Raw genomic sequence first — 21,073 nt, 5'->3', positions numbered from 1 at the left:
TGCTTGAAGTAAACTTCTTTTTTCTACCCCACGCGTTCTGCGCTCTGTCCCTACCGTTTCACTCTTCCCGATGTATTTCCTTCGGCTACTTCTAAAATCTCTTCCTCACTGGAGATGTTAACATCGCCCGGAATAGTATGTTTGAGGGCGGAGGCTGCCGCCGCAAATTCCACTGTTTTTTGCCCGTCCCAGTTTTGGCTAATTCCGTGAATAATTCCGGCCATAAAGGCATCCCCCCCTCCCAAACGATCAACAATTTGAAATCGATACTTACGACTTTCATAGCGATGGGTACCATCGTAAAGAATGCCAGCCCAATCGTTTTCCGTAGCCGAATGATGGGCTCGTACGGTCAGGGCAATCCATTTAAATTTCCGGTGTTCCATTAATTTCTCCGCTGTCTCCCAGGTTGAAGCAACTAAATCTTCCCAACTTTCACCGCGCTTAGTCGGGTGAATGTCCAACACATCGGCCGACGAACCAATATTACTAAATAGCACATCTACGTGTTCCAGCATCGGCTGCAAAACTGCTCTACCTTCTTCCAATGACCACAGGCTACGCCGAAAATTCAAATCAAAGGCCGTAGTCACACCTAACTCTTTGGCGGTAATCAATGCTTCGGAACAGGCTTTCGCACAATTAGGGGAGAGAGCCGGAGTAATACCGGTGGAAACAAACCACGCTTGTTCTTGTAAAAGCTCGGGCCAGTCAAAATCTTTCGGTTCAGAATCGGCGATGGCGGAGTGCTCTCGGTCGTAAATAATTCGGGTAGGTCGGATGGTTGAGCCGTGCTCAATAAAGTATGTGCCAATGCGCTTACCGCCTCGGGCTACTCCATTCATATTTACTCCATACTCCCGAACGGCCCGAATAGCCGCATTGCCCAGTACGTGCGACGGTAGCTTGGTAATAAACTTAACTTGATGCCCCATCAGCGATAGCGAAGCCGCCACGTTGGCCTCCGCACCCGAATACTCTACTTTCAGCTCATTGGTTTGGGCAATTCGCTCGTGGCCGTTGAGAGGGGAAAGGCGAAGCAGAACCTCGCCGAAACAAACTACACGACTCATAAAAATACTGGTGATTCAGGGTTAAAAAGATGAAATAACGAAAGATTCTATTGATGCCAAAGCCTCCCGAACGTTTGTTTGTGCTGTATCAACTGTAAAAGTTCAGATTCATCCACCTTTCCTGTCCACGAATGCACGCCATGTGTTCGATAACGGACAGCATATTTGGTAAAAACAGCTAAAAAAGCCGTTTTAGGCACTTCTGAGCGTTTGGCACAGCAGTTGAAACATACTATTGCAAAGACGCAAGATTTTACGTCTCAACGTTTACCCAAAAATTTAACAATTATGACAACGCAAGTAAATAACAACCCCGCTTTATTAATTGACACTGAGTTCGCTGCTATCCCCTACTCCGAAAGCACTCTACAACTGAACGAGCGATTGGGAATACGACGAAGTACGACTCCTTTCTCGGGAATGGAAACTGGTAAATTCCGCAAGCTATTTAACCGCCACACTACCGCATTCCGACGCCGCTAATCATAGAATTGAAGGGTATATTTATTATTCTTACTGTCTACCCTTCACCCCTGGGTTTGCTAAGATAATGAGATAGAATTCTCAATAGAACTCAGTAGCTATCAAAGCTACCCTTGTTCGTCAGCATATGCGTACTTAGGAGATTATAAAAAAACTGCGGATCAATTGATTTTAATGCGTAGTTAGTACTACTGCCCCTTTCATAGTGACCCACAGCTTTCATGGTTCTTATGTGCTACGAATAGCTACTTCGTTCTAATATACGGTCTATTTCCTAAAAGTCATTTTTCTACCACCGGAGGCATCTGGTGGTATTACGGTGTATGTCCCCTCGTAGTAACCTTCAACTACGCTATTCTCGGATATAGTTTTAGTAAATAAGAGTCTAAAAGTATCCGAATCAGCATCATAATCAATTTCAAGATTGCCCGATACGGCCTCATTCTCCCGCTCCGAAAGATTGTCATACACCAAGGATAAGGCAAAGTTTCCGGTAGCCGGGGGGGTATCCGAAGAATTAATGAGTTTGAAGTCGCCCGGAACCAGCCCTTCGGTACTCACAGAGTAAGTGGTGAAAGTAACACCTTGATAATCTGACTCAGAAGTTAATGATTCGTAATCTCCAGTTAGCAGATAAAAATTAATCTGATAATCAGACCCATTATACCCTACATCTTGAATAACTAACTCTTCAATCTCAAAATCACTTTCATTCCATGTAAAAGAATTATCAGGAAGTATGTCTTCAACTAACTCGAAATCATGGGTAAATCTACCTCTTACATCCCTCCCACTTTCAAACTCAACATCCACCTCTATCGTATAGAGCTGACCCGATCGGCTAATGTTTACCCATCCGCTCGATACTGCGGTTAGTGGATCAAAGTCTAGTAACAGCGTACCCGTTCCCAGATAGTTTCGGGGTACTGTTACATCACTGAAATCATAGCGTCCTTCGTTTAACTCTGTTTCGCTTTCGCTGTATAACACAAGTTCGAAATGGGTTTCTCCCTCAGTAAATGCCGCATTGTCTGGATCGATTTGCTCAGATGACATCAATACGTAGTATTCCTTATGTGTACTATTTGCCCCTAGATCATATATGACACCATCAATGATATTCAACTGCTGTCCATTAGCTTCAAACCCTTCCGACCCATCAGTATTTGTATCTGAGCCTTCACATTCCCCTTCTTCTAAAATTTCCACATCGGTAGCAAGCTCTACTGATGAGCGGTAAGTCCCCGCCAATGTTGACCCATCCGAAAGTACTACATCAAACTCAACCTCCAGTTTAGCTTGATCGCTGGAAGGGTCTACTGCTTCACTGGCCAATATACGTACCGTTCCTTCATTGACCTGAAGCAGCGTTGGTGTCCCATTATCGTCCAATCGGGTAAGGGCACTTGAACTTGTAAAATATCCTGATTCCGGTAGCCTTCCTACCGTCATGTCCGAAGTACTAACAAACTTGTACTCACCAAGACCTATACTTTCAGGACATGCTGAAAAGAAGTTAAAACGAAGAAAGGCCTGAACATTAGGTAATTCAGCAGCAAGATTCTGATAATCAATTTGCTGGTCGAAGAGAGAAAGCATATAGCTATAATGAGAGCCTGTAGAGATTAAGCCCTCCAATACAGCATAATTGAGCTGTATATCCGTCTCTCCGTTTAAACGTAAGCTTTGACCACCGCTGGATGGATTCGCACTATCATCATCTCCGCAAGACGATAGTATACTGAGTAGCATGGTCATACAAAATAGGCTGACCTGTTTGATTGTCATTCTCATTTTTGTTTATGAGAAGGCTTTACAACATTCCTACCACGGTAACAACCTACAGTTTCAAAAAGACACTTATTATAACCTACGTATGATAATAGGCTTTATCCTTTGATTTAAAAATACGAACTCACTTTCTACTTCTTATCTCTCTACTATTTTACCCTTCACCTTGAGTGATCTTTTTCTTTTTCCTGCTTAATATTGGTAAGTACCGAAGTGGGAATAAAATCTTTTTCTACGGCGTGGCGAGCCGCAGCGGCAGTATCAGCACAGCGCAGCATTTCAACTCCGTGATTAGTCAATTCTTCAGTAATAATATCAATCTCGGTATCACGACCAGTTTTGGTTACATCCCGAATATAGATGGCTGAAATTCGGCCTGGATACTCCTTTACTACCTGTTTATATATTTCCGGATCGTGCTGGCCGCTATCGCCAATTAGAATGAACTTTAGTTGAGGATACGTATCCAGAACACTCCGAATTTTGACGGGCTTATGCTCGTGGTGTGATTCTTTAATGAATTTACGAGGGTCAATACCAATATCGCGTAGCATGATCGGCCCCTTCGGAATACGATTCACCTCGAAGAAATCTGCCAACACATCGTACAGGTTCCAAGGGCTGCTAGATACGTAAAAAAACGGGTTGTGACGGTTGCCACTTTGCCCCCTGGCTAGTGCCCGATAAAAGGCAGCAGCTCCCTCAAATGGCGAGCGGGTCAATGCATTTTCGGTTAAAGAAAGTTTAATTACCCGAAAAAGCTGGTTTACTTCCGATATTAGAATAGTATCGTCTACGTCGGATATTACGCCAAACTCTGTTTTGGCATCAGGAATTAGCACCTCGCCCGTGGCTTTTACTTTTTCCGGTTGCTTCTCCACAATCTGATCCATCAACTCCAACTGCACCGGATGCCAAAGTTCGTTGGGCGCAAGCTTGGTGCTATCTACCGGAAAATTTAGGTGAAAATAGCCTTCACCATCAGACTGCACCTCCTGCTCTTGCCCTTGAAAGGTAGCCCGTAAACGAGCAAACGGAATTTCATCGCTATTGAAACGTTTGTACATAGAGACCATGTTACGCCACTTGGTATCGGTCTTAAGCGACTCACCAATTCCTTCATCTTCTAAGACCCGGCCACTAATAGTTATCTGCTCCGAATTACCAAAGCCTCGGTAGGGTTGAATGGCTACGGGATCAATCAGATTAAACCGCTTTTTAAAGGCAAACTTCTTTTGGTCTAGTATGTCATCCGCTTTACTCAGAAACTTCAGAAGTGAATTTTTATCGCTATGGTCATCTTTCATGTGTCAAATTGCTAGCAGATTAGTTCAAAAAATGGAATACAGTAAAGAAAGACTGCCCGAGGCGAAATTGTTTAGCCTACTACAATACCCAGCACCTTGGCAATTTCCTGTTGCGACTGCTTAAGCATTTGACAGTTCTTCAAAATTTGAAACTGATCTACTTCGTCAGTAGTCTCTTTCAGTTTCTGGCGTTGCTCGCCCATTAATTGCCCCAAATACGCAAACTTCAGTTCTAGAATACCCCGTTGAATCACTTGGTGCAGAATGTCTTGTTCACGGGTCACGAAGATTTCGTGCAGTAGCTCCCAGTTTTCACTGAGTACGTAGTGATCAACCACTAAATCTATTACTTCCTTTTTGACTTCTTCCGAGCCGTGCTCCACCAGCCAAGCTTCGGTAACGGTAGCCCCGGCGAGCGTTTGCTCTCGGTAAAACTGATAAATCTCAGCGTATGTTTGTGTTTGTATTGTTATGTCTTCTAGCTCGTAGTAGATATAATCGTACACCTTCACAATTTCCAAGGCCTCTTCTGAACCTTCAGTAGCAGGCTCACTTTCTTGCACTTGAATGGGCTGCTGTCCGTACAGTACCAGCACCCGAATTATTTCTCGTTCTTTAAAGTAAATACTGGGCTGAACATTAGCAATGTCTTTTTTAGGTGCTACTAATTCCGATTCCGGAACAGATTGAGTTTCCTCTTCCATCAGCATATCCCGGCGTTGAGAGGTGCGAGCCTGCTGACGATGAATTTTGTTCATCTCAGTTACCAACGTCTGTTCATCAATCTCCAGTTGAGTGCTGGTTGCTTTCACGTACACCTGCCGTTGAATGGGATCGGGAACTTTAGCAATGCTAGCAACCACCTCCCGAATTAGTTCGGCTTGGCGGATTGGATCGTGCTCAGCTTCGCGCTGGTATACTTGGGTCTTAAAGCTGATAAAGTCGGCACGGTGCTCTTTCAGATACGTTTGTAGTTCGGTAGCACTCATCCGTCGGGAGAGGCTGTCGGGGTCGTCGCCCTCGGGTAAAGTAACAGCTTTCACCTGTAAACCTCCTTCCAAAATCATATCGATTCCACGGAAAGATGCCTTCAGTCCGGCAGGATCGCTATCAAAGAGCACCGTCACGTTCTGGGTATAGCGACCAATCAGCCGGATTTGCTCCTGCGTAAGGGAAGTTCCTGATGAAGCCACCGCATTTCGCACTCCGGCCTGATAGAGGGCGATAACATCAGTGTAGCCTTCTACCAGATAGCAATTATCTTCCTGCCGGATGTACTGCTTGGCTTGGTACAACCCGTAGAGCACATCAGATTTGTGATAGATCAGCGTTTCGGGCGAGTTAATGTACTTGGGTTGGGCGGCATTCCGCTGCTTATCGGCCTTACCGAGCACTCGCGCGCCAAAGGCCAGCACCCGCCCGGAAATATTGTGTACCGGAAACATTACCCGTCCCCGAAAGCGATCATATTCTTTATTACTCTCTTCTTTCTGGATAATCAGCCCGGCTTTGGCCAGATATTCTTTTTGATAGCCCTTCTTCAGAGCCGACTGCATCAGTCCGTCCCACTGATCAAGACTATAGCCCAGCGAAAAAGTCTCAATAATCTCATCGCTAAAACCCCGCTCACGCAAGTAGGTTAAGCCAATACTCTTCCCTTCTTCGTGTTTCCACAAATTCTTCTGGAAGTACTCCGCTGCGTATTTCATCACAATGAACACGCTATCGCGTTCGTTACGAGCCTCTAGCTCTTCATCGGTTGCTTCTTCTTCGGGAATATCAATGCCGTACTTTTTAGCCAGGTGCTTGATTGCCTCTACGTAGCTCATCCCCTCAGCATCCATTAAAAAGGTAATAGCATCACCGGCTTTGCCGGAGCTAAAATCCTTAAAAAAACCCTTGGAGGGCACTACGTAGAAAGACGGCGTACGCTCATTGTTAAAAGGACTGTAGCCCCGAAAATTACTCCCGTTCTTTTTCAGGTTCACGTAGTCACCGACTACCTCTAACACATCGGTGCGCGACTTGATTTCATCGATAACTTCCTGCGGAATCATAGAGCGTAGATTTACTGACCAAATGTAAGAAGATAAGTAGAGAGTTGCTTTGCAGCTTTACCCTTTTTATACTACTTTCTAGAACAGTTACTACTACGCCGCCTTATGCCGTCTAACACTATTCAACTTCGGGTCTATGAGTTTCTTAAAGAACATCCTCCGTTCAGCTACTGCTCAATCGATTTAGTGAAGAAATTAGCTAGTCTAACGCAAATTCGGTACTACCAACCTGAGGAGATTATTTTTCAGGAAGGAGATTCGCCGGCCACCCACTTTTTTATGGTAAAGCAAGGGGCCGTGAACCTATTGCAAAAAAACGAATTGGTTGACCGCTGCGGGGAGGGTGACGTGTTTGGAGTACGTTCTCTCATCACTCAGCAAAACTATGCACTCAGTGCCCAGCCCCAAGAAGAAACGTTGCTCTACGCTATTCCCGTAGAGCAGTTTCGCCCGGCTCTTACTGATAACCCTCAGGTGGCGTTATTCTTTGCAGCAGGGCTGGCTCACCAAACTACCGCATCGGCCACCAAAGATAAATTGGCCTTCTCTGCCGATAGTGCTCCCGGTTTTACCGATCCGCTTGCCCAGCCGTTTCCCCGCACCTCGTTTCAGCAATTACTGACCTGCTCTGCTAACGAAAGTTTACAATACGCAGCTCAGCAAATGTCAGGCTGGCGAGTAGGTTCCATCGTCATTAGCAGTGCTCAACAACACCCCATCGGCATTGTAACCGATACTGATCTACGCGACTGGGTTGCAACTGGAAAAGTTCCACTAGAGACTCCGGTATCCGATGTGATGAGCCAACCCGTTGTTACTGCCGGGCAACATCAGAGCGTAGCCGAGGTGCTCGTCCGCATGATGCAACACAATGTTCACCACATATGCATTACTGAAGATGGCACAACGGATAGCCCAGCCGTGGGAATGGTAACCAATCACGATTTGCTCCTACTTCAGGAAAATAATCCGGCCATTATTCAGCGAGAAGTGCATAAGGCGGAGAATATTGCTGCCCTTATCGACGTGCGCGAACGAGCCGAAATGATGGTACAGCAGCAGATTAAGCAGGGCGTAGCTATTCGTACGGTAGCTTCTCTTATTACGGTTATTAACGATACGCTTATTGCTAAGAGTGTGGCTTGGGCAGAAGTGGCTTTAGCCGAGGAGGGTTTTTCTAAGCCAAGAGCTTGTTTCTGTTGGCTCTCTCTGGGCAGTGAAGGCCGAGGAGAGCAGTTACTTCGCACCGACCAAGATAGTGCGCTGGTGTACGAAGATCCCTCAGGAGAAATGGCAGTAAGTACCTGTGCGTATTACCTGGAGTTAGCTAAGCGGGTAGTAAATACATTACAAGAATGTGGCTTTGCCCCTTGCCCAGCCGATATGATGGCGAGCAACCCCCGGTGGTGTATGTCATTGAGTGATTGGAAAAAGCAATTCGGTCACTGGATTCAAGTGCCTGACACTGAGGCTTTGCTGCACGCCGCTATCTTCTTTGACTTTCGGGCTACTGCCGGAGAGGTTACTTTAGCTAATAATCTTCGGGAGTTTATTTTTAGCCAAATGGAAACCCGATCACTATTTATGCATCATATGGCCAATAACGCGCTACTCAACCCACCCCCGCTGAGTTTCTTCCGAAAATTTATGGTAGAAAAGGGCGGAGAGCACAAAGATAGTTTCGATATTAAACGACGGGCGATGATGCCACTCATTGATGCTGCCCGAGTATTGGCTTACGAAGCCCAAGTACTCAATACCAGTAACACTCAACAACGCTTAGAACAAGTAGCAGCTACTGATGCGTCTCGCGCTACACTCTACCAAGAAGCGGTTAATGCTTACAACGAACTGATGCAACTTCGAGCGAGGGAAGGCTTTCGCCAACATGATTCAGGTCGTTACATTGACCCAGCAGCATTAAGCCACTTAGAACGCGAAATGCTTCGATCTATCTTTGGGATAATCCGAGATGTTCAACAAGTGCTACGTCATCATTTCCAGTTAGACTACTTTCGCCGATGAAGTGGTTCCGTCGTTCATCCCTCCCAGCTACTCCCCCACCCGACTTCATTGTCCAGTACCAACGAGCGAGTCGGGCTAAGCTCGATACTAAACAGTCTATTCGGGAAATCCGCTTTGTGGTATTTGATACCGAGACTACCGGACTTAACCCACAGAAAGATACTTGGCTATCATTAGGAGCAGTAATAGTACAGCAGCGAGCCATTTGGGTTGATCAAAGCCTGGAGTTTACCCTTCGGCACCAAGATGTAGATATTTCCGCACAAGTGGCGGTACACGGTATCACTCAGAATTTTCTGGCCGATGGTATTTCAGAAGTGGAAGTATTACAAAGATGGTTATTATTTATTGAGAACTCGGTTCTAGTAGCCCACCACGCTGCTTTCGACCAGCAGATTATCAATGAGGCACTCCGCCGTCATTTCGGTCAGTACAAAGTGCGACTCCGTAATACGGTACTAGATACCGCCCAACTGGCTCAACGCCTTGATCGCTTTAATACCATACCCGAAGCCCAAAACCCAGCTCACTACAGCCTGGATCACCTTTGTCAACGTTTTGATATTGCTCCTAATGATCGGCACACTGCCGCCGGCGATGCCTTACTCACCGCCCAACTTTTGTTAAAACTACTAGCGCAAGCCGAACAACGAGGTGTTCGTACCTATCGGCAACTACTGGGGTAATAGAAATTTTTCTTATAAACTCTCTCTCGTTACGATACGTATTTTATAGCGATGTTATTCCATTAATTGATAAGAATAGTTATGCAAAGACCTTCCACAAAGAATTTGGATGCTTTACCCAATCCGACTGAACTGCAACGAATATGCAAGTCAATATCAGCGATTGAAGCAATATTATGCCCTGAATGGGAGGACAGATATTTTTCTTATCAAAAGCAGTGGAGTGAAAAGGAAGAGTGTTGTGAAATAAGAAACGGTCAAGGAGATCAAATGCTCATTCTTTTTAGTCCCCAGGGAACGGTAATCAATGGATTTGCCCATGAGAGTTCTATGAATGGCTGGCAACAGCTTGAAACTGAGGAGAAGAAAAGCTTATTTCAAAGAATAATTGGCAGAAAAACACCGCCAAAGACTGAACGCATTCAACATATTTGGAGCGGGGTAACTAGTGGATTGCCCCAGGCATTTCAAGAATTTATATTTGGAGAACCCGTCCGAAGTATAGGAACCACTTTTTGTATTTGGGCGAGTCGTGATGATCGTGAATGGGCGATTGGAGATATTACCTTTCCCGAAGACGATTATTCTGATGGTTCCAAAGACCTGTTGGCATTACTAGATGGCGATCCAGTTACCTACCGGGATTGGGCAATAGAGTACTACGAATTAGACGAATTAGATTTAGAATCGCTTAAATCCATCTATAATCAACAGCCCATTACTGAGGGGGTAGTGAATGAGTTAAATCCCGATTTACAAGATATAGACAGACTTAAATCTGATCTAGAAGAAATCGGGGTTGCAAGTAAATTATAAACTAACGTTACGCAGTTATAAAAAGAAATCTCGCGAGCTTAGCTTCCGGTAGGCCGTAGATCAGTGATCAGGCAATTTTTGAGAGCATTCACCAGCAGTTCGGAGCCAATGAAGAGAGGCGTTCGCTCGTGCAGACAGTTGGGCTGCAAATCTAGTATCCGGCGTTTACCATCTGTGGCTTGTCCGCCTGCCTGCTCTACAATAAATGCCAGCGCATTGCACTCGTAGATGAGGCGAAGTTTACCGTCAGGGTTCGTACGGGTAGGTGGATACAGATAAACGCCCCCCTTCAACAGATTCCGGTGAAAGTCCGCAACTAGCGAACCAATATACCGTGATGACATTTCCCGTCGGTAGCAAAACTTGATGTATTCCTGGATGCCCCGGTCGAACTGATGGTAGTTGCCTTCATTAATGGAATACAACTTTCCATCTTTGGGAGTTTTAATATCTGGATGCGATAGAAAGAATTCACCCAGTGAGGGTTCGTAGGTAAACCCATTCACTCCGCAGCCCGTGGTATACACCAGCATGGTAGATGACCCATAGAGTACGTAGCCCGCTGCTACTTGCTCACTTCCGGCCTGTAGCAAGTCTTCGTTCTTCACCTTCGTACCTCGGCGAGACTTACGTCGATAGATAGAAAAAATGGTCCCGATAGAAACATTAGCGTCGATGTTAGACGAACCATCGAGCGGATCAATAGCGACAATGTAGCTAGCATCCTGATTCATAGGAATGAGTAATTCGTCTTCTTCCGAAATCATGGCGCAGACTTCTCCCCCATTGCGAAATGCGCGGGTAAAGCGGATGTTCGCAATTACGTCTAGCTTTTGCTGAGATTCCCCCTGCACATTCTCTCGTCCAAAGGCTCCTTCAATCCCGAGTAATCCCGAACGGCTGATCTCTTTGTGAACAATTTTCGCTGCCAAAGCAATATCCCGCAGGAGCTGAGAAAGCTCACCACTAGCATAAGGGAACTCACCTTCCTTTCGCTTAATAAATCTATCCAGCGTCACCCCAACGGGCTGACCTAGCTGCTGAGAAGAATTGGCTTCGGTTTTTATTGGATATACATTCATTTTGTTGGGGGTTAGGGGTTAGGTTTTGGGCTGCTGCGGAACGTGGTTGAAAAGATAGAGACCGGAGACCGGAGACCGGAGACCGGAGACCGGAGACCGGAGACCGGAGACCGGAATTTATTTTTGATGCACTGCTTTTCCAAACTCAGAACTCGTAAATTTGCTAATTGCTCCGTTCCACGGCGGCATTCATCATCATTCATTATTCATTATGAAGATGGGGAGCTCCTGACATAATTTCGTCGTCGGCGTATTCTTGGTATTGAGCAAAATTATCTATAAACGCTTGCGCCAGACGGTTACTGGTTTGATAAAAAACTTCATCATCGTTCCACATTACCCTGGGACTTAGTACTTTATGCGGCACTCCCGGGCAAGAGTTCGGAATTTCTACTCCAAAAATGGTATGTTTCCGAAAGCCTACTTGATTTAGGTCGCCGTTCAACGCTGCGGTAATCATAGCTCGGGTATACGATAGCCTGATTCGCTCCCCTACTCCGTAGGCACCACCTGACCAGCCAGTATTTACTAGCCAGATATTCACTTGGCTTTCATCCATCTTCTCACCCAGCATTCGGGCGTAAACGGTAGGGTGTAGCGGTAAAAACGGAGCCCCAAAGCAGGCACTGAAGGTAGTTTGAGGCTCCTTCACCCCCTCCTCAGTACCCGCCACTTTAGCCGTGTAACCCGAAATAAAGTGGTACATTGCTTGCCCCTTGCTTAACCGGGAAATTGGCGGCAGCACCCCAAAAGCATCGCAAGTCAAGAAGAAAATATTATTAGGAATACTTCCGGTGGAAGGAGTTAAGGCATTATCAATATGATGAATAGGGTAGGATGTCCGCGTATTCTGTGTAACAGAAATGTTGGCGTAATCCACTTCTCGGGTGCCGGTATGAAATCGGGTATTTTCTACAATGGCACCGTAGCGAATAGCATCGTAAATTTCGGGTTCCTTCTTGTGGGTTAAATCAATCACCTTGGCGTAGCAACCACCTTCAAAATTAAAGATACTGTCTTCAGCCCAACCGTGCTCATCATCCCCAATAAGGTTGCGATCCGGGTCAGCTGAAAGGGTGGTTTTACCCGTGCCAGACAGGCCAAAGAAGAGCGCAGTATCGCCTTTCTTACCCTGATTAGCTGAGCAGTGCATAGATAGTACCTTTTCTCGTAGGGGCAACCGAAAATTCAGTACCGAAAAAATTCCTTTTTTTATCTCACCCGCGTAGCCTGTGCCCCCAATCAGAATCATATTCTTTTTCAGGTTGATAATAGCAAAGTTCTCCTGTCGCGTGCCGTCTGTCTCGGGGTTAGCTTTGAATTCCGGAATATGAATAATAGTGAACTCGGGTACAAAAGCCTGCAACTCGCTTTCAGTTGGTCGGAGAAACATATTGTAGCAAAACAGATTATGCCACGCTTGGGTAGTAAACACCCGGATGTTGAGTTGGTAAGCCGATTCAGCACAAGCGTAAGCATCGCGTACGTACACCTTCTTATTTTGCAACTCCTTTACCATACGTTGTTGCAAGCTGTCAAATTTATCCGGGTCAAAAGGTTGATTGATGTCGCCCCACCACACTTCATTCTCGGTTATTGCATCTTTAACCAAGTAACGGTCTTTGGGCGAGCGCCCAGTAAACTGTCCAGTGTCGCACATCAGTGCTCCGGTACTCGTTAGTTGTCCCTCCTTATTTTCCAAGGCTTCTTCTACCAATTCAGTAGGCGAAAGCTGATAGCGAAGATTAATCGGAGGAATTCGCTCAATAAGACTTACATCACGATTCGCTTTTACGGATGGAGAATTCATTACATCAGTCATGGTTATATCTTTAATAGTGTATAGTGAGTGATGATTGATGAGTAATGGCTGTAAGCAATGGGACTGATACTAGGAGACTCCCCCTCCTACTCTAAGCCCACTGCTTTATCATTCATTATTCATTACTCATCATTCATTTTCTATTGGGTAAACTGAGCGGTTTCGGTGCTACCTTCCATGGCAGTGGTAGAAGATTTTCCACCTTGTACCAGATTTTGAATAGCATCGAAGTAGCCCGTTCCTACGAATGCTTGGTGCTTTACGGCTCGGAAGCCATCTCCTTGCAGAGCGAACTCCCGCTCTTGTAGTGCGGAGTAGCCCGCCATACCTCGTTCTCGGTATGCCTTGGATAACTCAAACATAGAAGTATTCAGCGCGTGGAAACCAGCTAGTGTAATGAACTGGAATTTGTATCCCATCTCGGCTAGCTCTTCTCGGAACGTTTCCATCTCGGCCTGACTCAAATTGGCCGCCCAGTTGAAGGAAGGAGAGCAATTGTACGCTAGCATTTTACCCGGATATTTTTCGTGAATCGCTTCCGCAAACTCGCGGGCATACCCTAGATCGGGGTTAGATGTTTCCATCCAAATCAGATCGGAGTACGGGGCGTAAGACAGTCCGCGGGCAATACCCTGCTCAATACCATTGTTCACATGAAAGAACCCTTCGCTAGTGCGCTCTCCGGTGATAAAACGATGATCGCTCTCATCAATATTGGAAGTAATTAGCGTGGCGGCATCAGCATCCGTTCGGGCGATAAGTACCGTAGGAACTCCCATTACGTCGGCAGCTAGGCGGGCAGCAACCAGTTTATTAATGGCTTCTTGGGTAGGTACCAGTACTTTTCCACCCAAGTGGCCACATTTTTTGGCTGAGGATAACTGATCTTCGTAGTGAGCTGCCGCTGCTCCCGCTTCTATCAATGATTTCATCAATTCAAAAGCATTCAGGTTTCCACCAAATCCTGCTTCAGCATCCGCAATGATAGGAACCATCCAATCAATATCGCTTTCGCCAGTTACTGATTGAATCTGATCGCGACGAAGCAAAGCATTGTTGATTCGCTTTACAACGCTAGGAACAGAATTGGCGGGGTACAATGATTGATCGGGGTACATTTCACCCGCCAGATTAGCATCGGCAGCCACTTGCCAGCCACTAAGGTAGATTGCTTCCAGTCCGGCGGTTACTTCCTGTACTGCTTGGTTACCAGTGAGGGCACCAAGTCCGGCGATAAATGGTTGTGAGGTTAGCTTTTTCCAGAACTTCTCAGCGCCGTTTCGGGCTAGCGTGTACTCAATGTTTACCGAACCCCGTAGCTTTAGTACATCTTCGGCAGTGTACGGGCGTTCAATGCCCTTCCAGCGAGGGTTTGTAGTCCAGTCTTGCAGCAGATTGGGGGTGTTGGAGGTTTCCATAGTTTTCACGTTTAAAAGTGTATTAAATTGATTGAGTAATTTTAGAAATGGGAAATACCATTCCCAGTATCGCCGATTTAGCGATTATATTTTTGCAACGAAGCTCCCAGGCACAGCTTAGGGAAATGTGCTCCGTTGACTATTACATTTAGTAGCGACTTTTACTTGGCTGCTTAGATCAGTTCGTAAGCAGGTACGGTGAGAAACTCAATAAAATCTTTGCTGTAAACAAGCCGATCGAAGATGTCGATAGCTTCCGGGAAGCGACCTTGGTGGTACGCTTCTTTTCCTAGATAATCCTTAATTTCTTCTAGCTCTTCCGCTTTTAGTTGCTCGTATAGTTCGTAGGTAATAGTGCGTCCATCGTCTAACTTTGCCTCATTCTTAATCCACTGCCAAATTTGGGTTCGGGAAATCTCAGCCGTAGCGGCATCTTCCATCAGATGATAGATCGCAGCAGCTCCGTTGCCCCTTAGCCAGCTTTCCACGTAGAGAATGCCCACGTTAATATTCATTCGCAACCCATTTTCGGTGATTGTACCTTCGGGCAGCTCGATCAAATCTGTGGCTTGAATAGTGAGATCATCACGTTTTTTACCAATCTGATTTTCAGTCGGCATATGCTCGTCAAATATTTCTTTCGCTACCGATACTAGTCCGGGGTGGGCCACCCAAGTACCATCGTGACCGTTTTGCACCTCAGTAAGTTTATCTTGTCGAACCTTTTCTATGGCTCGCTGGTTGGCCTCCTCGTCATTCTTAATCGGAATTTGAGCCGCCATTCCACCCATCGCGTGCACGCCGCGACGGTGACACGTTTGAATAACCAGCAGCGAATACGCTCGCATAAACGATACACTCATAGTAACTTGTGAACGATCGGGCAATACAAAGCCCGGACGGTTACGGAACCGCTTGATGAAGGAGAAAATATAGTCCCAGCGACCGCAATTTAGTCCTGCCGAGTGCTCCCGTAGTTCGTACAGAATTTCGTGCAGTTCAAAGCTGGCCAAGATAGTCTCGATCAGCACTGTAGCTTTAATCGAGCCCTGCGGAATATTCAGATGGTCTTGAGCAAAGACAAATACTTTATTCCACAGCCGAGCTTCCAGGTGGCTTTCCATCTTAGGAAGATAGAAGTACGGGCCACTGCCATTTTCCAATAGATACTTCGCATTATGAAAGAAATACAGGCCAAAGTCGACCAAGCTACCGCTCATGGGTTCGCAATCTACCAAGATATTCTTCTCGAGTAAGTGCCATCCACGCGGTCTAACCAGCAATGTGGCAACTTCATCGTTCAAGGAATACTCTTTTCCATTTTTGGGGTTAGTGAACGAAATAGTTCGGCGAACGGCATCGCGCAAATTGATTTGCCCTTCAATGATATTTTTCCAGGAGGGTGAGTTACTATCCTCCAAGTCAGCCATAAACATATTGGCTCCGGAGTTCAGCGCATTGATAATCATCTTCCGATCTACTGGCCCAGTAATTTCTACCCGTCGGTCGAGTAAGTCTTCGGGCAGCTTCGCCACCGTCCAGTCGCTCTCACGAATTTCTTTGGTTTCGGAAAGAAAATCAGGTAAAGTACCTGCATCAATCGCTGCTTGTCGCTCTTCCCGCTTAGCTAATAAGCTCTGTCGTTCGGCATCGAACTGACGGTGTAGCTGTACTAAAAATTCAGTAGCTTCCGAGGTAAGAATTTCAGCATAAGCATTAGTTATGTTCGCAGTAATGGTCATGGCTTCGTGGGTGGTATTTTCTACAGTCTCTTGCATAACGGTTCAGTTTTCTAAGTTCTAAATAGTTAGCGAACAATACAAATATAGTAAATTTTTTCATTCAGCGAAATTTCGCTAATAATATTTTTTCACAAATTTTCTTTATTTTTCAGTATGATTGATGAGCAAAGCAGCCTAAAATTTATTTTTGGACTGAAAGTCAGAGAGTTACGTCTAGAAAATGATTTATCATTTCAAGAGCTTTCAGCCGCCACTGGCCTGTCTGTTTCTTATTTAAGCGAAATTGAGAAGGGTAAAAAGTACCCTAAGGGTGATAAAATTTTGCAATTAGCTCAAGCATTGGGGGTAGAATACGATCAATTGGTTTCCTTGCGGGTTTCTAAACGTTTGGCACCAATAGTCCGCGTAATGCAGTCTGAATTCTTCCGCGAATTTCCGCTGGAGATGTTTGGATTGGATGCTCAAAAAATTATTGAACTAATTTCTGCGGCACCAGAAAAGATTAACGCTTTCTTAAGCACCCTGCTTCAGTTGGCCCGAAACTACGAAATGCGAACGGAGCAATTTTACGGAGTAGCTTTACGGGCTTACCAAGACTTGTACGATAATTACTTTCCGGATATAGAAGCATCCGTAGCTCAATTTCGGGTAGAATACTCTTTCCCTACTGCCGTACCTGTGGTATCACAATCGCTGGAAATCGCTTTGAAGGAACACTTCGGGGTACAGATTGACCGTACCGAGCTAACCCAGCACCCTATTCTTCAGCACGTTCGTTCGCTGTACCACACTAAACGAAAGTTGCTGCTGATTAATCAGCGACTTACTCGGGCGCAAGAAAATTTTCTAATGGCCCGAGAGCTAGCATTTCAGTACTTAGCAATAGAAGAACGTCCGCAGGAAACACCGCCCCAAGCCCCGGGCACCTTTGAAGAGCTACTGAATAATTACCGCGCATCTTACTTCGCTGCTGCCTTGCTGATGGAAAAAAAGGTAGTTATTCAGGATGTTACGCGTTTTGCCCGTTTGCGAAAGTGGAATGAAGCTGTTTTACTTCAATTCTTGAAAAAATACGAGGCTACGCCCGAAATGTTGTTCCAGCGGCTCACCAATATTCTGCCAACGTACTTCGGTATTAAAAATGTGTTTTTCTTGCGCTTCGTCGGTACTGATAACTTTTCAAACTACGAGCTTACCAAAGAGTTGCACCTCTCTCAGTTTCACAGTCCGCACGCGAATCAGCTAAATGAACACTACTGCCACCGGTGGATTTCAATTAATATTATTAAAGCTTTACGTAGTCAGCAGCGTTTGCAGCCCAACCACCACGTAATGGCCGGCACCCAAATCTCTAAGTACTGGAAAACAGCGAACCAGTATTTGTGCCTTTCTATTGCCAAATCGAATGAATCTAATCCCGACGAAAGCATCAGCGTAACTGTAGGCTTTTTGATTGATAGTAAGCTAAAAAAGCAGATTCAGTTTTTGAGCGACCCGAATTTAGTGACAAAAACCGTTCATACTACTTGCGAGCGTTGCGCCATTGCGGATTGTCAGGTACGCATGGCTCCGCCCATTGTCATCGAAAAGGAAAAGCGCAGAGCTGCGGTACAGAAAGAACTCGACCGGATAATGGATAATGATTAATGATTAATAGCTGAATTGTTCAATGGCTGGGCTCCTGATGCGAGGTAACCAAAGGCATTACTCTCTGCTGCAAGCTCCTTGCTAAATGCTTCTCATTTTCTATTATTCATCGTGCGATGGCTCACTTTTAATTGCACACTGCTCATTGATTATTAATCATCATTCATTACTCACTAATCATTAACATGCAACAACCTACCCTGAAATCAGCCTTACTTATTATTTTCACAGTATTTTTGCTACTGTTACAGTACCCTCTGATTTCTATTGCTAATCAAAGAGCAACCGTGCTAGATATTCCGCAGCTTTACCTTTACATTTTTGGTACTTGGGTACTGATGACGGTGCTCTTAGGAATTTTACTGGAAAATAACAGGCTTAAACCGTAGCTTATGAGTTTGCAGTGGCTAATTCTCATAAGCTCGATCTTATACCTGGCGTTACTTTTCGGAATTGCCTACCTTGGTGAGCGACAAACCCGACGAGGCCGTAGTCTGGTAAGTAACCCTTACATCTACTCACTTTCGCTAGCAGTTTTTTGTACCGCCTGGACATACTACGGAAGTGTAGGGCAGGCTGCCCAGCAGGGCGTTACTTTTCTAACTACCTACCTTGGTCCAACTCTCATGGCTCCGCTCTGGTGGGTGGTACTGCGTAAGATTATCCGAATTTGTAAAGTACAGCGAATTACCACCTTAGCCGATTTTATCTCGGTACGATACGGCAACGATATTCGCCTGGGTATTTTGGTGACCGTAATATGTATTTTAGGAGTGCTGCCCTACATCTCTATTCAACTAAAAGCCATTGCGGCCAGTATTGATATTTTGCTAGATAGTCCCAGCCAGCGGGGTACCTTAATCGGATTAACTAGTAACCCTGCGCTATTTATTACAATTGCCTTGGCTGGGTTTGCCATTTTATTTGGTACCCGGCGCGTAGATGTTACCGAACGTCATGAGGGAATGGTTACCGCCATTGCTTTTGAATCATTATTCAAGTTGGTCGCTTTCATAGCGGTAGGTGCCTACGTTACTTTCGGAGTGTATGATGGATTCGGAGATATATTTCACCAGGCCAGCCAACTTCCTTCGTTACGCACACTATTTACGCTCGACGAAGGCCAGTACGCCGACTGGTTTTGGCTAACGCTGGTGGCTATGTTAGCGATATTTCTGCTTCCCCGCCAATTTCAGGTAGCTGTGAAGGAAAATGTAGACGAAAAACACCTGCTTCGGGCCACTTGGCTCTTTCCTCTTTATCTCATTTTAATTAACCTATTTGTTTTACCAATTGCGCTGGGAGGCAATTTATTATTTCAAGATCAGGGCATTGATGCTGACACTTACGTGCTAGCAATCCCTCAGTACTACGGGGCAAATGCTATGATAATTTTTACATTTTTGGGTGGTCTGTCAGCCGCCACCAGTATGATTATTGTCTCTACCATTGCCCTTAGCACAATGGTTAACAACAATTTGCTGGTTCCTATCTGGCTCTCTGGAAAGGCGGTGCACGAATTAAAGCGAAGAAGTATCAACCGGGCTTTGCTGAATAGTCGCCGCCTAACGATTGTTGGAATTTTATTGCTGGCCTATCTATACTTCAAGTCGATTGGCGACCAGTTTTCTTTGGTATCTATTGGCATTATCTCCTTTGTAGCTGTAGCCCAACTTGCCCCCCCCTTGCTGGGTGGCATTTTTTGGAAAGAAGGTACGCGACAGGGAGCTTATACCGGATTGTTGGTAGGATTTGGAATCTGGCTTTATACGCTGGTGCTACCCACTATTGTACAAGCCCAGTTACTCTCCCCTAACCTGCTCAATCAGGGACTATTTGGTTTTTCTGCTTTACGACCCGAGTCGTTATTTGGATTGACGAGTTTCTCTCCCCTCTCCCAAGCTATCTTCTGGAGTTTATTACTCAATACCGGATGTTACTTAGTAGTATCGTTATTCACGCAAGCCACTGCCAGTGAACGTAAGCAAGCTGAGCTATTCGTTGATATTTTTCGTTACTCGCCCCAAAGTACTGCTTCGGTAGGGGGAAAACAGGTAGTACATTTAGCCCGTATTCAAGAGCTACTGACCAAATTTTTGGGCAAGAGCAGAACAGAAGCCTCACTAAAATCTTTTTATCATGAGAGCCAAACAAGCTACCCAACTGAAGGAGATTACCGATTAGTGAGCTTCGCCGAACGGCTTTTAGCGGGAGTGATCGGTTCGGCATCGGCCCACGTAATGGTTATGTCGGTAGTGCGTAAAGACGAGCTAATGCTAGAAGACTTGTTTCAAGTACTAAATGAATCCCAGCAGTTGGTGTATGCCAATCAGGAGCTGAAACAAAAATCGCAGGAGCTAGAAAAAATAGGTCATCAGCTTAAGCGAGCTAATCAGGAACTACAAAAAATTGACCATCTGAAAGATGAGTTTATCTCTACCGTTACCCACGAGATGCGTACTCCGATTACTTCTATTCGGGCATTTTGCGAAATTCTTCAGGACTCCCCTGAATTGTCTGACGAAGAAAAAGATCAGTTTTTAAGTACGATCATTAGAGAAACCGACCGGATGGAGCGACTAATCAATCAAGTGCTAGACTTAGAAAAATTTGAATCGGGAAAACAACAGTTAGATCTAAGCAAAACAGACATCAATAGCATTATTCAGGATGCCATCAAAAGTGTTTCTCAGGTGTTGAAAGAGAAAAGTATTGCGCTAAAGACTGATTTATCGCCTAACTTGCCTCTGGTGCAAGCCGATGACGACCGCCTAATGCAAGTAGTACTCAATCTGATTTCCAATGCTATTAAATTTTGCGATTCGGACAACGGACAGGTGCGGATTTCGTCTTACCTAGTAGATAATATGGTAAAAGTGAACGTTATAGACAATGGTAAAGGCGTTCCGGCTACGAGCCAGGAAATGATTTTTGAAGGCTTTTTTCAGGCTCATAACCAAACTACTAAAAAGCCCGTAGGTAGTGGTTTAGGACTTACCATCAGCCGAAAAATCATTGAGCATCACCAGGGCAAACTATGGGTAGAAAGTGAACCCGGTCAATGGGCTAAGTTTTCATTTACCCTGCCTACGCCACCTGTTAACAAGAAATTATCGCATTAAAA

15 protein-coding genes are annotated in these 21,073 nt (G+C 45.3%); 7 read left to right on the top strand and 8 right to left on the bottom strand.

What is annotated here, in order from left to right:
* Positions 1-50 precede the first annotated feature (50 nt).
* Positions 51-1,073: a sugar kinase gene (locus tag P0M28_RS28905; RefSeq protein WP_302206985.1), complete on the bottom strand. Its 1,023-nt coding sequence runs from the start codon at positions 1,071-1,073 to the stop codon at positions 51-53.
* A 288-nt stretch (positions 1,074-1,361) separates the two neighbouring features.
* On the opposite strand from P0M28_RS28905, the gene P0M28_RS28900 reads away from it, so the two are divergent.
* Positions 1,362-1,556, top strand: coding sequence for a hypothetical protein (locus P0M28_RS28900; protein ID WP_302206984.1), 195 nt, complete (start codon positions 1,362-1,364; stop codon positions 1,554-1,556).
* A gap of 267 nt (positions 1,557-1,823) precedes the next feature.
* Here the strand turns inward: P0M28_RS28900 and P0M28_RS28895 are convergent, their stop codons facing one another.
* The 3 genes from P0M28_RS28895 to dnaG all read right to left on the bottom strand — a co-directional run bounded on the left by P0M28_RS28895 (position 1,824) and on the right by dnaG (position 6,711).
* Positions 1,824-3,344 (bottom strand): hypothetical protein, encoded by a 1,521-nt coding sequence (locus P0M28_RS28895; RefSeq protein WP_302206983.1) that lies wholly within the window; start codon positions 3,342-3,344, stop codon positions 1,824-1,826.
* 164 nt (positions 3,345-3,508) lie between these two features.
* Positions 3,509-4,654 carry an App1 family protein phosphatidate phosphatase gene (locus P0M28_RS28890; RefSeq protein ID WP_302206982.1) on the bottom strand — a complete coding sequence of 382 codons (1,146 nt, stop codon included), beginning with the start codon at positions 4,652-4,654 and terminating at the stop codon, positions 3,509-3,511.
* A gap of 71 nt (positions 4,655-4,725) precedes the next feature.
* Positions 4,726-6,711 carry a DNA primase gene (gene dnaG, locus P0M28_RS28885; protein ID WP_302206981.1) on the bottom strand — a complete coding sequence of 662 codons (1,986 nt, stop codon included), beginning with the start codon at positions 6,709-6,711 and terminating at the stop codon, positions 4,726-4,728.
* A gap of 105 nt (positions 6,712-6,816) precedes the next feature.
* Between dnaG and P0M28_RS28880 the strand changes: the two genes are divergently transcribed.
* From P0M28_RS28880 to P0M28_RS28870, 3 genes are all read left to right on the top strand, one after another.
* Complete coding sequence (locus tag P0M28_RS28880) at positions 6,817-8,736, top strand: DUF294 nucleotidyltransferase-like domain-containing protein (RefSeq protein ID WP_302206980.1); 1,920 nt, start codon at positions 6,817-6,819, stop codon at positions 8,734-8,736.
* Positions 8,733-9,422, top strand: a complete 690-nt coding sequence (locus P0M28_RS28875; RefSeq protein ID WP_302206979.1) for a 3'-5' exonuclease — start codon at positions 8,733-8,735, stop codon at positions 9,420-9,422. Before P0M28_RS28880 ends, P0M28_RS28875 begins: the two co-directional genes overlap by 4 nt.
* Before the next feature lie 81 nt (positions 9,423-9,503).
* Positions 9,504-10,238 carry a hypothetical protein gene (locus P0M28_RS28870; protein ID WP_302206978.1) on the top strand — a complete coding sequence of 245 codons (735 nt, stop codon included), beginning with the start codon at positions 9,504-9,506 and terminating at the stop codon, positions 10,236-10,238.
* Positions 10,239-10,276: 38 nt separating this feature from the next.
* On the opposite strand, the gene fbp is transcribed toward P0M28_RS28870, so the two are convergent.
* From fbp to aceB, 4 genes are all read right to left on the bottom strand, one after another.
* Positions 10,277-11,320, bottom strand: coding sequence for a class 1 fructose-bisphosphatase (fbp, locus tag P0M28_RS28865; RefSeq protein ID WP_302206977.1), 1,044 nt, complete (start codon positions 11,318-11,320; stop codon positions 10,277-10,279).
* Positions 11,321-11,522: 202 nt separating this feature from the next.
* Positions 11,523-13,130: a phosphoenolpyruvate carboxykinase (ATP) gene (gene pckA / locus P0M28_RS28860; RefSeq protein ID WP_302206976.1), complete on the bottom strand. Its 1,608-nt coding sequence runs from the start codon at positions 13,128-13,130 to the stop codon at positions 11,523-11,525.
* A gap of 152 nt (positions 13,131-13,282) precedes the next feature.
* Complete coding sequence (aceA, locus tag P0M28_RS28855; RefSeq protein WP_302206975.1) at positions 13,283-14,560, bottom strand: isocitrate lyase; 1,278 nt, start codon at positions 14,558-14,560, stop codon at positions 13,283-13,285.
* 173 nt (positions 14,561-14,733) lie between these two features.
* Positions 14,734-16,338: a malate synthase A gene (gene aceB / locus P0M28_RS28850; protein WP_436841352.1), complete on the bottom strand. Its 1,605-nt coding sequence runs from the start codon at positions 16,336-16,338 to the stop codon at positions 14,734-14,736.
* A gap of 117 nt (positions 16,339-16,455) precedes the next feature.
* Between aceB and P0M28_RS28845 the strand changes: the two genes are divergently transcribed.
* From P0M28_RS28845 to P0M28_RS28835, 3 genes are all read left to right on the top strand, one after another.
* Positions 16,456-17,949 carry a helix-turn-helix domain-containing protein gene (locus P0M28_RS28845; RefSeq protein ID WP_302206974.1) on the top strand — a complete coding sequence of 498 codons (1,494 nt, stop codon included), beginning with the start codon at positions 16,456-16,458 and terminating at the stop codon, positions 17,947-17,949.
* A 185-nt stretch (positions 17,950-18,134) separates the two neighbouring features.
* Positions 18,135-18,338 carry a hypothetical protein gene (locus P0M28_RS28840; RefSeq protein ID WP_302206973.1) on the top strand — a complete coding sequence of 68 codons (204 nt, stop codon included), beginning with the start codon at positions 18,135-18,137 and terminating at the stop codon, positions 18,336-18,338.
* A 3-nt stretch (positions 18,339-18,341) separates the two neighbouring features.
* Entirely contained in the window at positions 18,342-21,071 is a 2,730-nt protein-coding gene (locus P0M28_RS28835; RefSeq protein WP_302206972.1) for a sensor histidine kinase, read from the top strand.
* The last annotated feature ends 2 nt before the right edge of the window (positions 21,072-21,073 follow it).

This window comes from Tunicatimonas pelagia, assembly GCF_030506325.1.
In the GTDB taxonomy this organism is placed as follows: Bacteria; Bacteroidota; Bacteroidia; order Cytophagales; family Cyclobacteriaceae; genus Tunicatimonas; species Tunicatimonas pelagia.
This window is presented reverse-complemented; position numbering and strand designations above follow the sequence as displayed.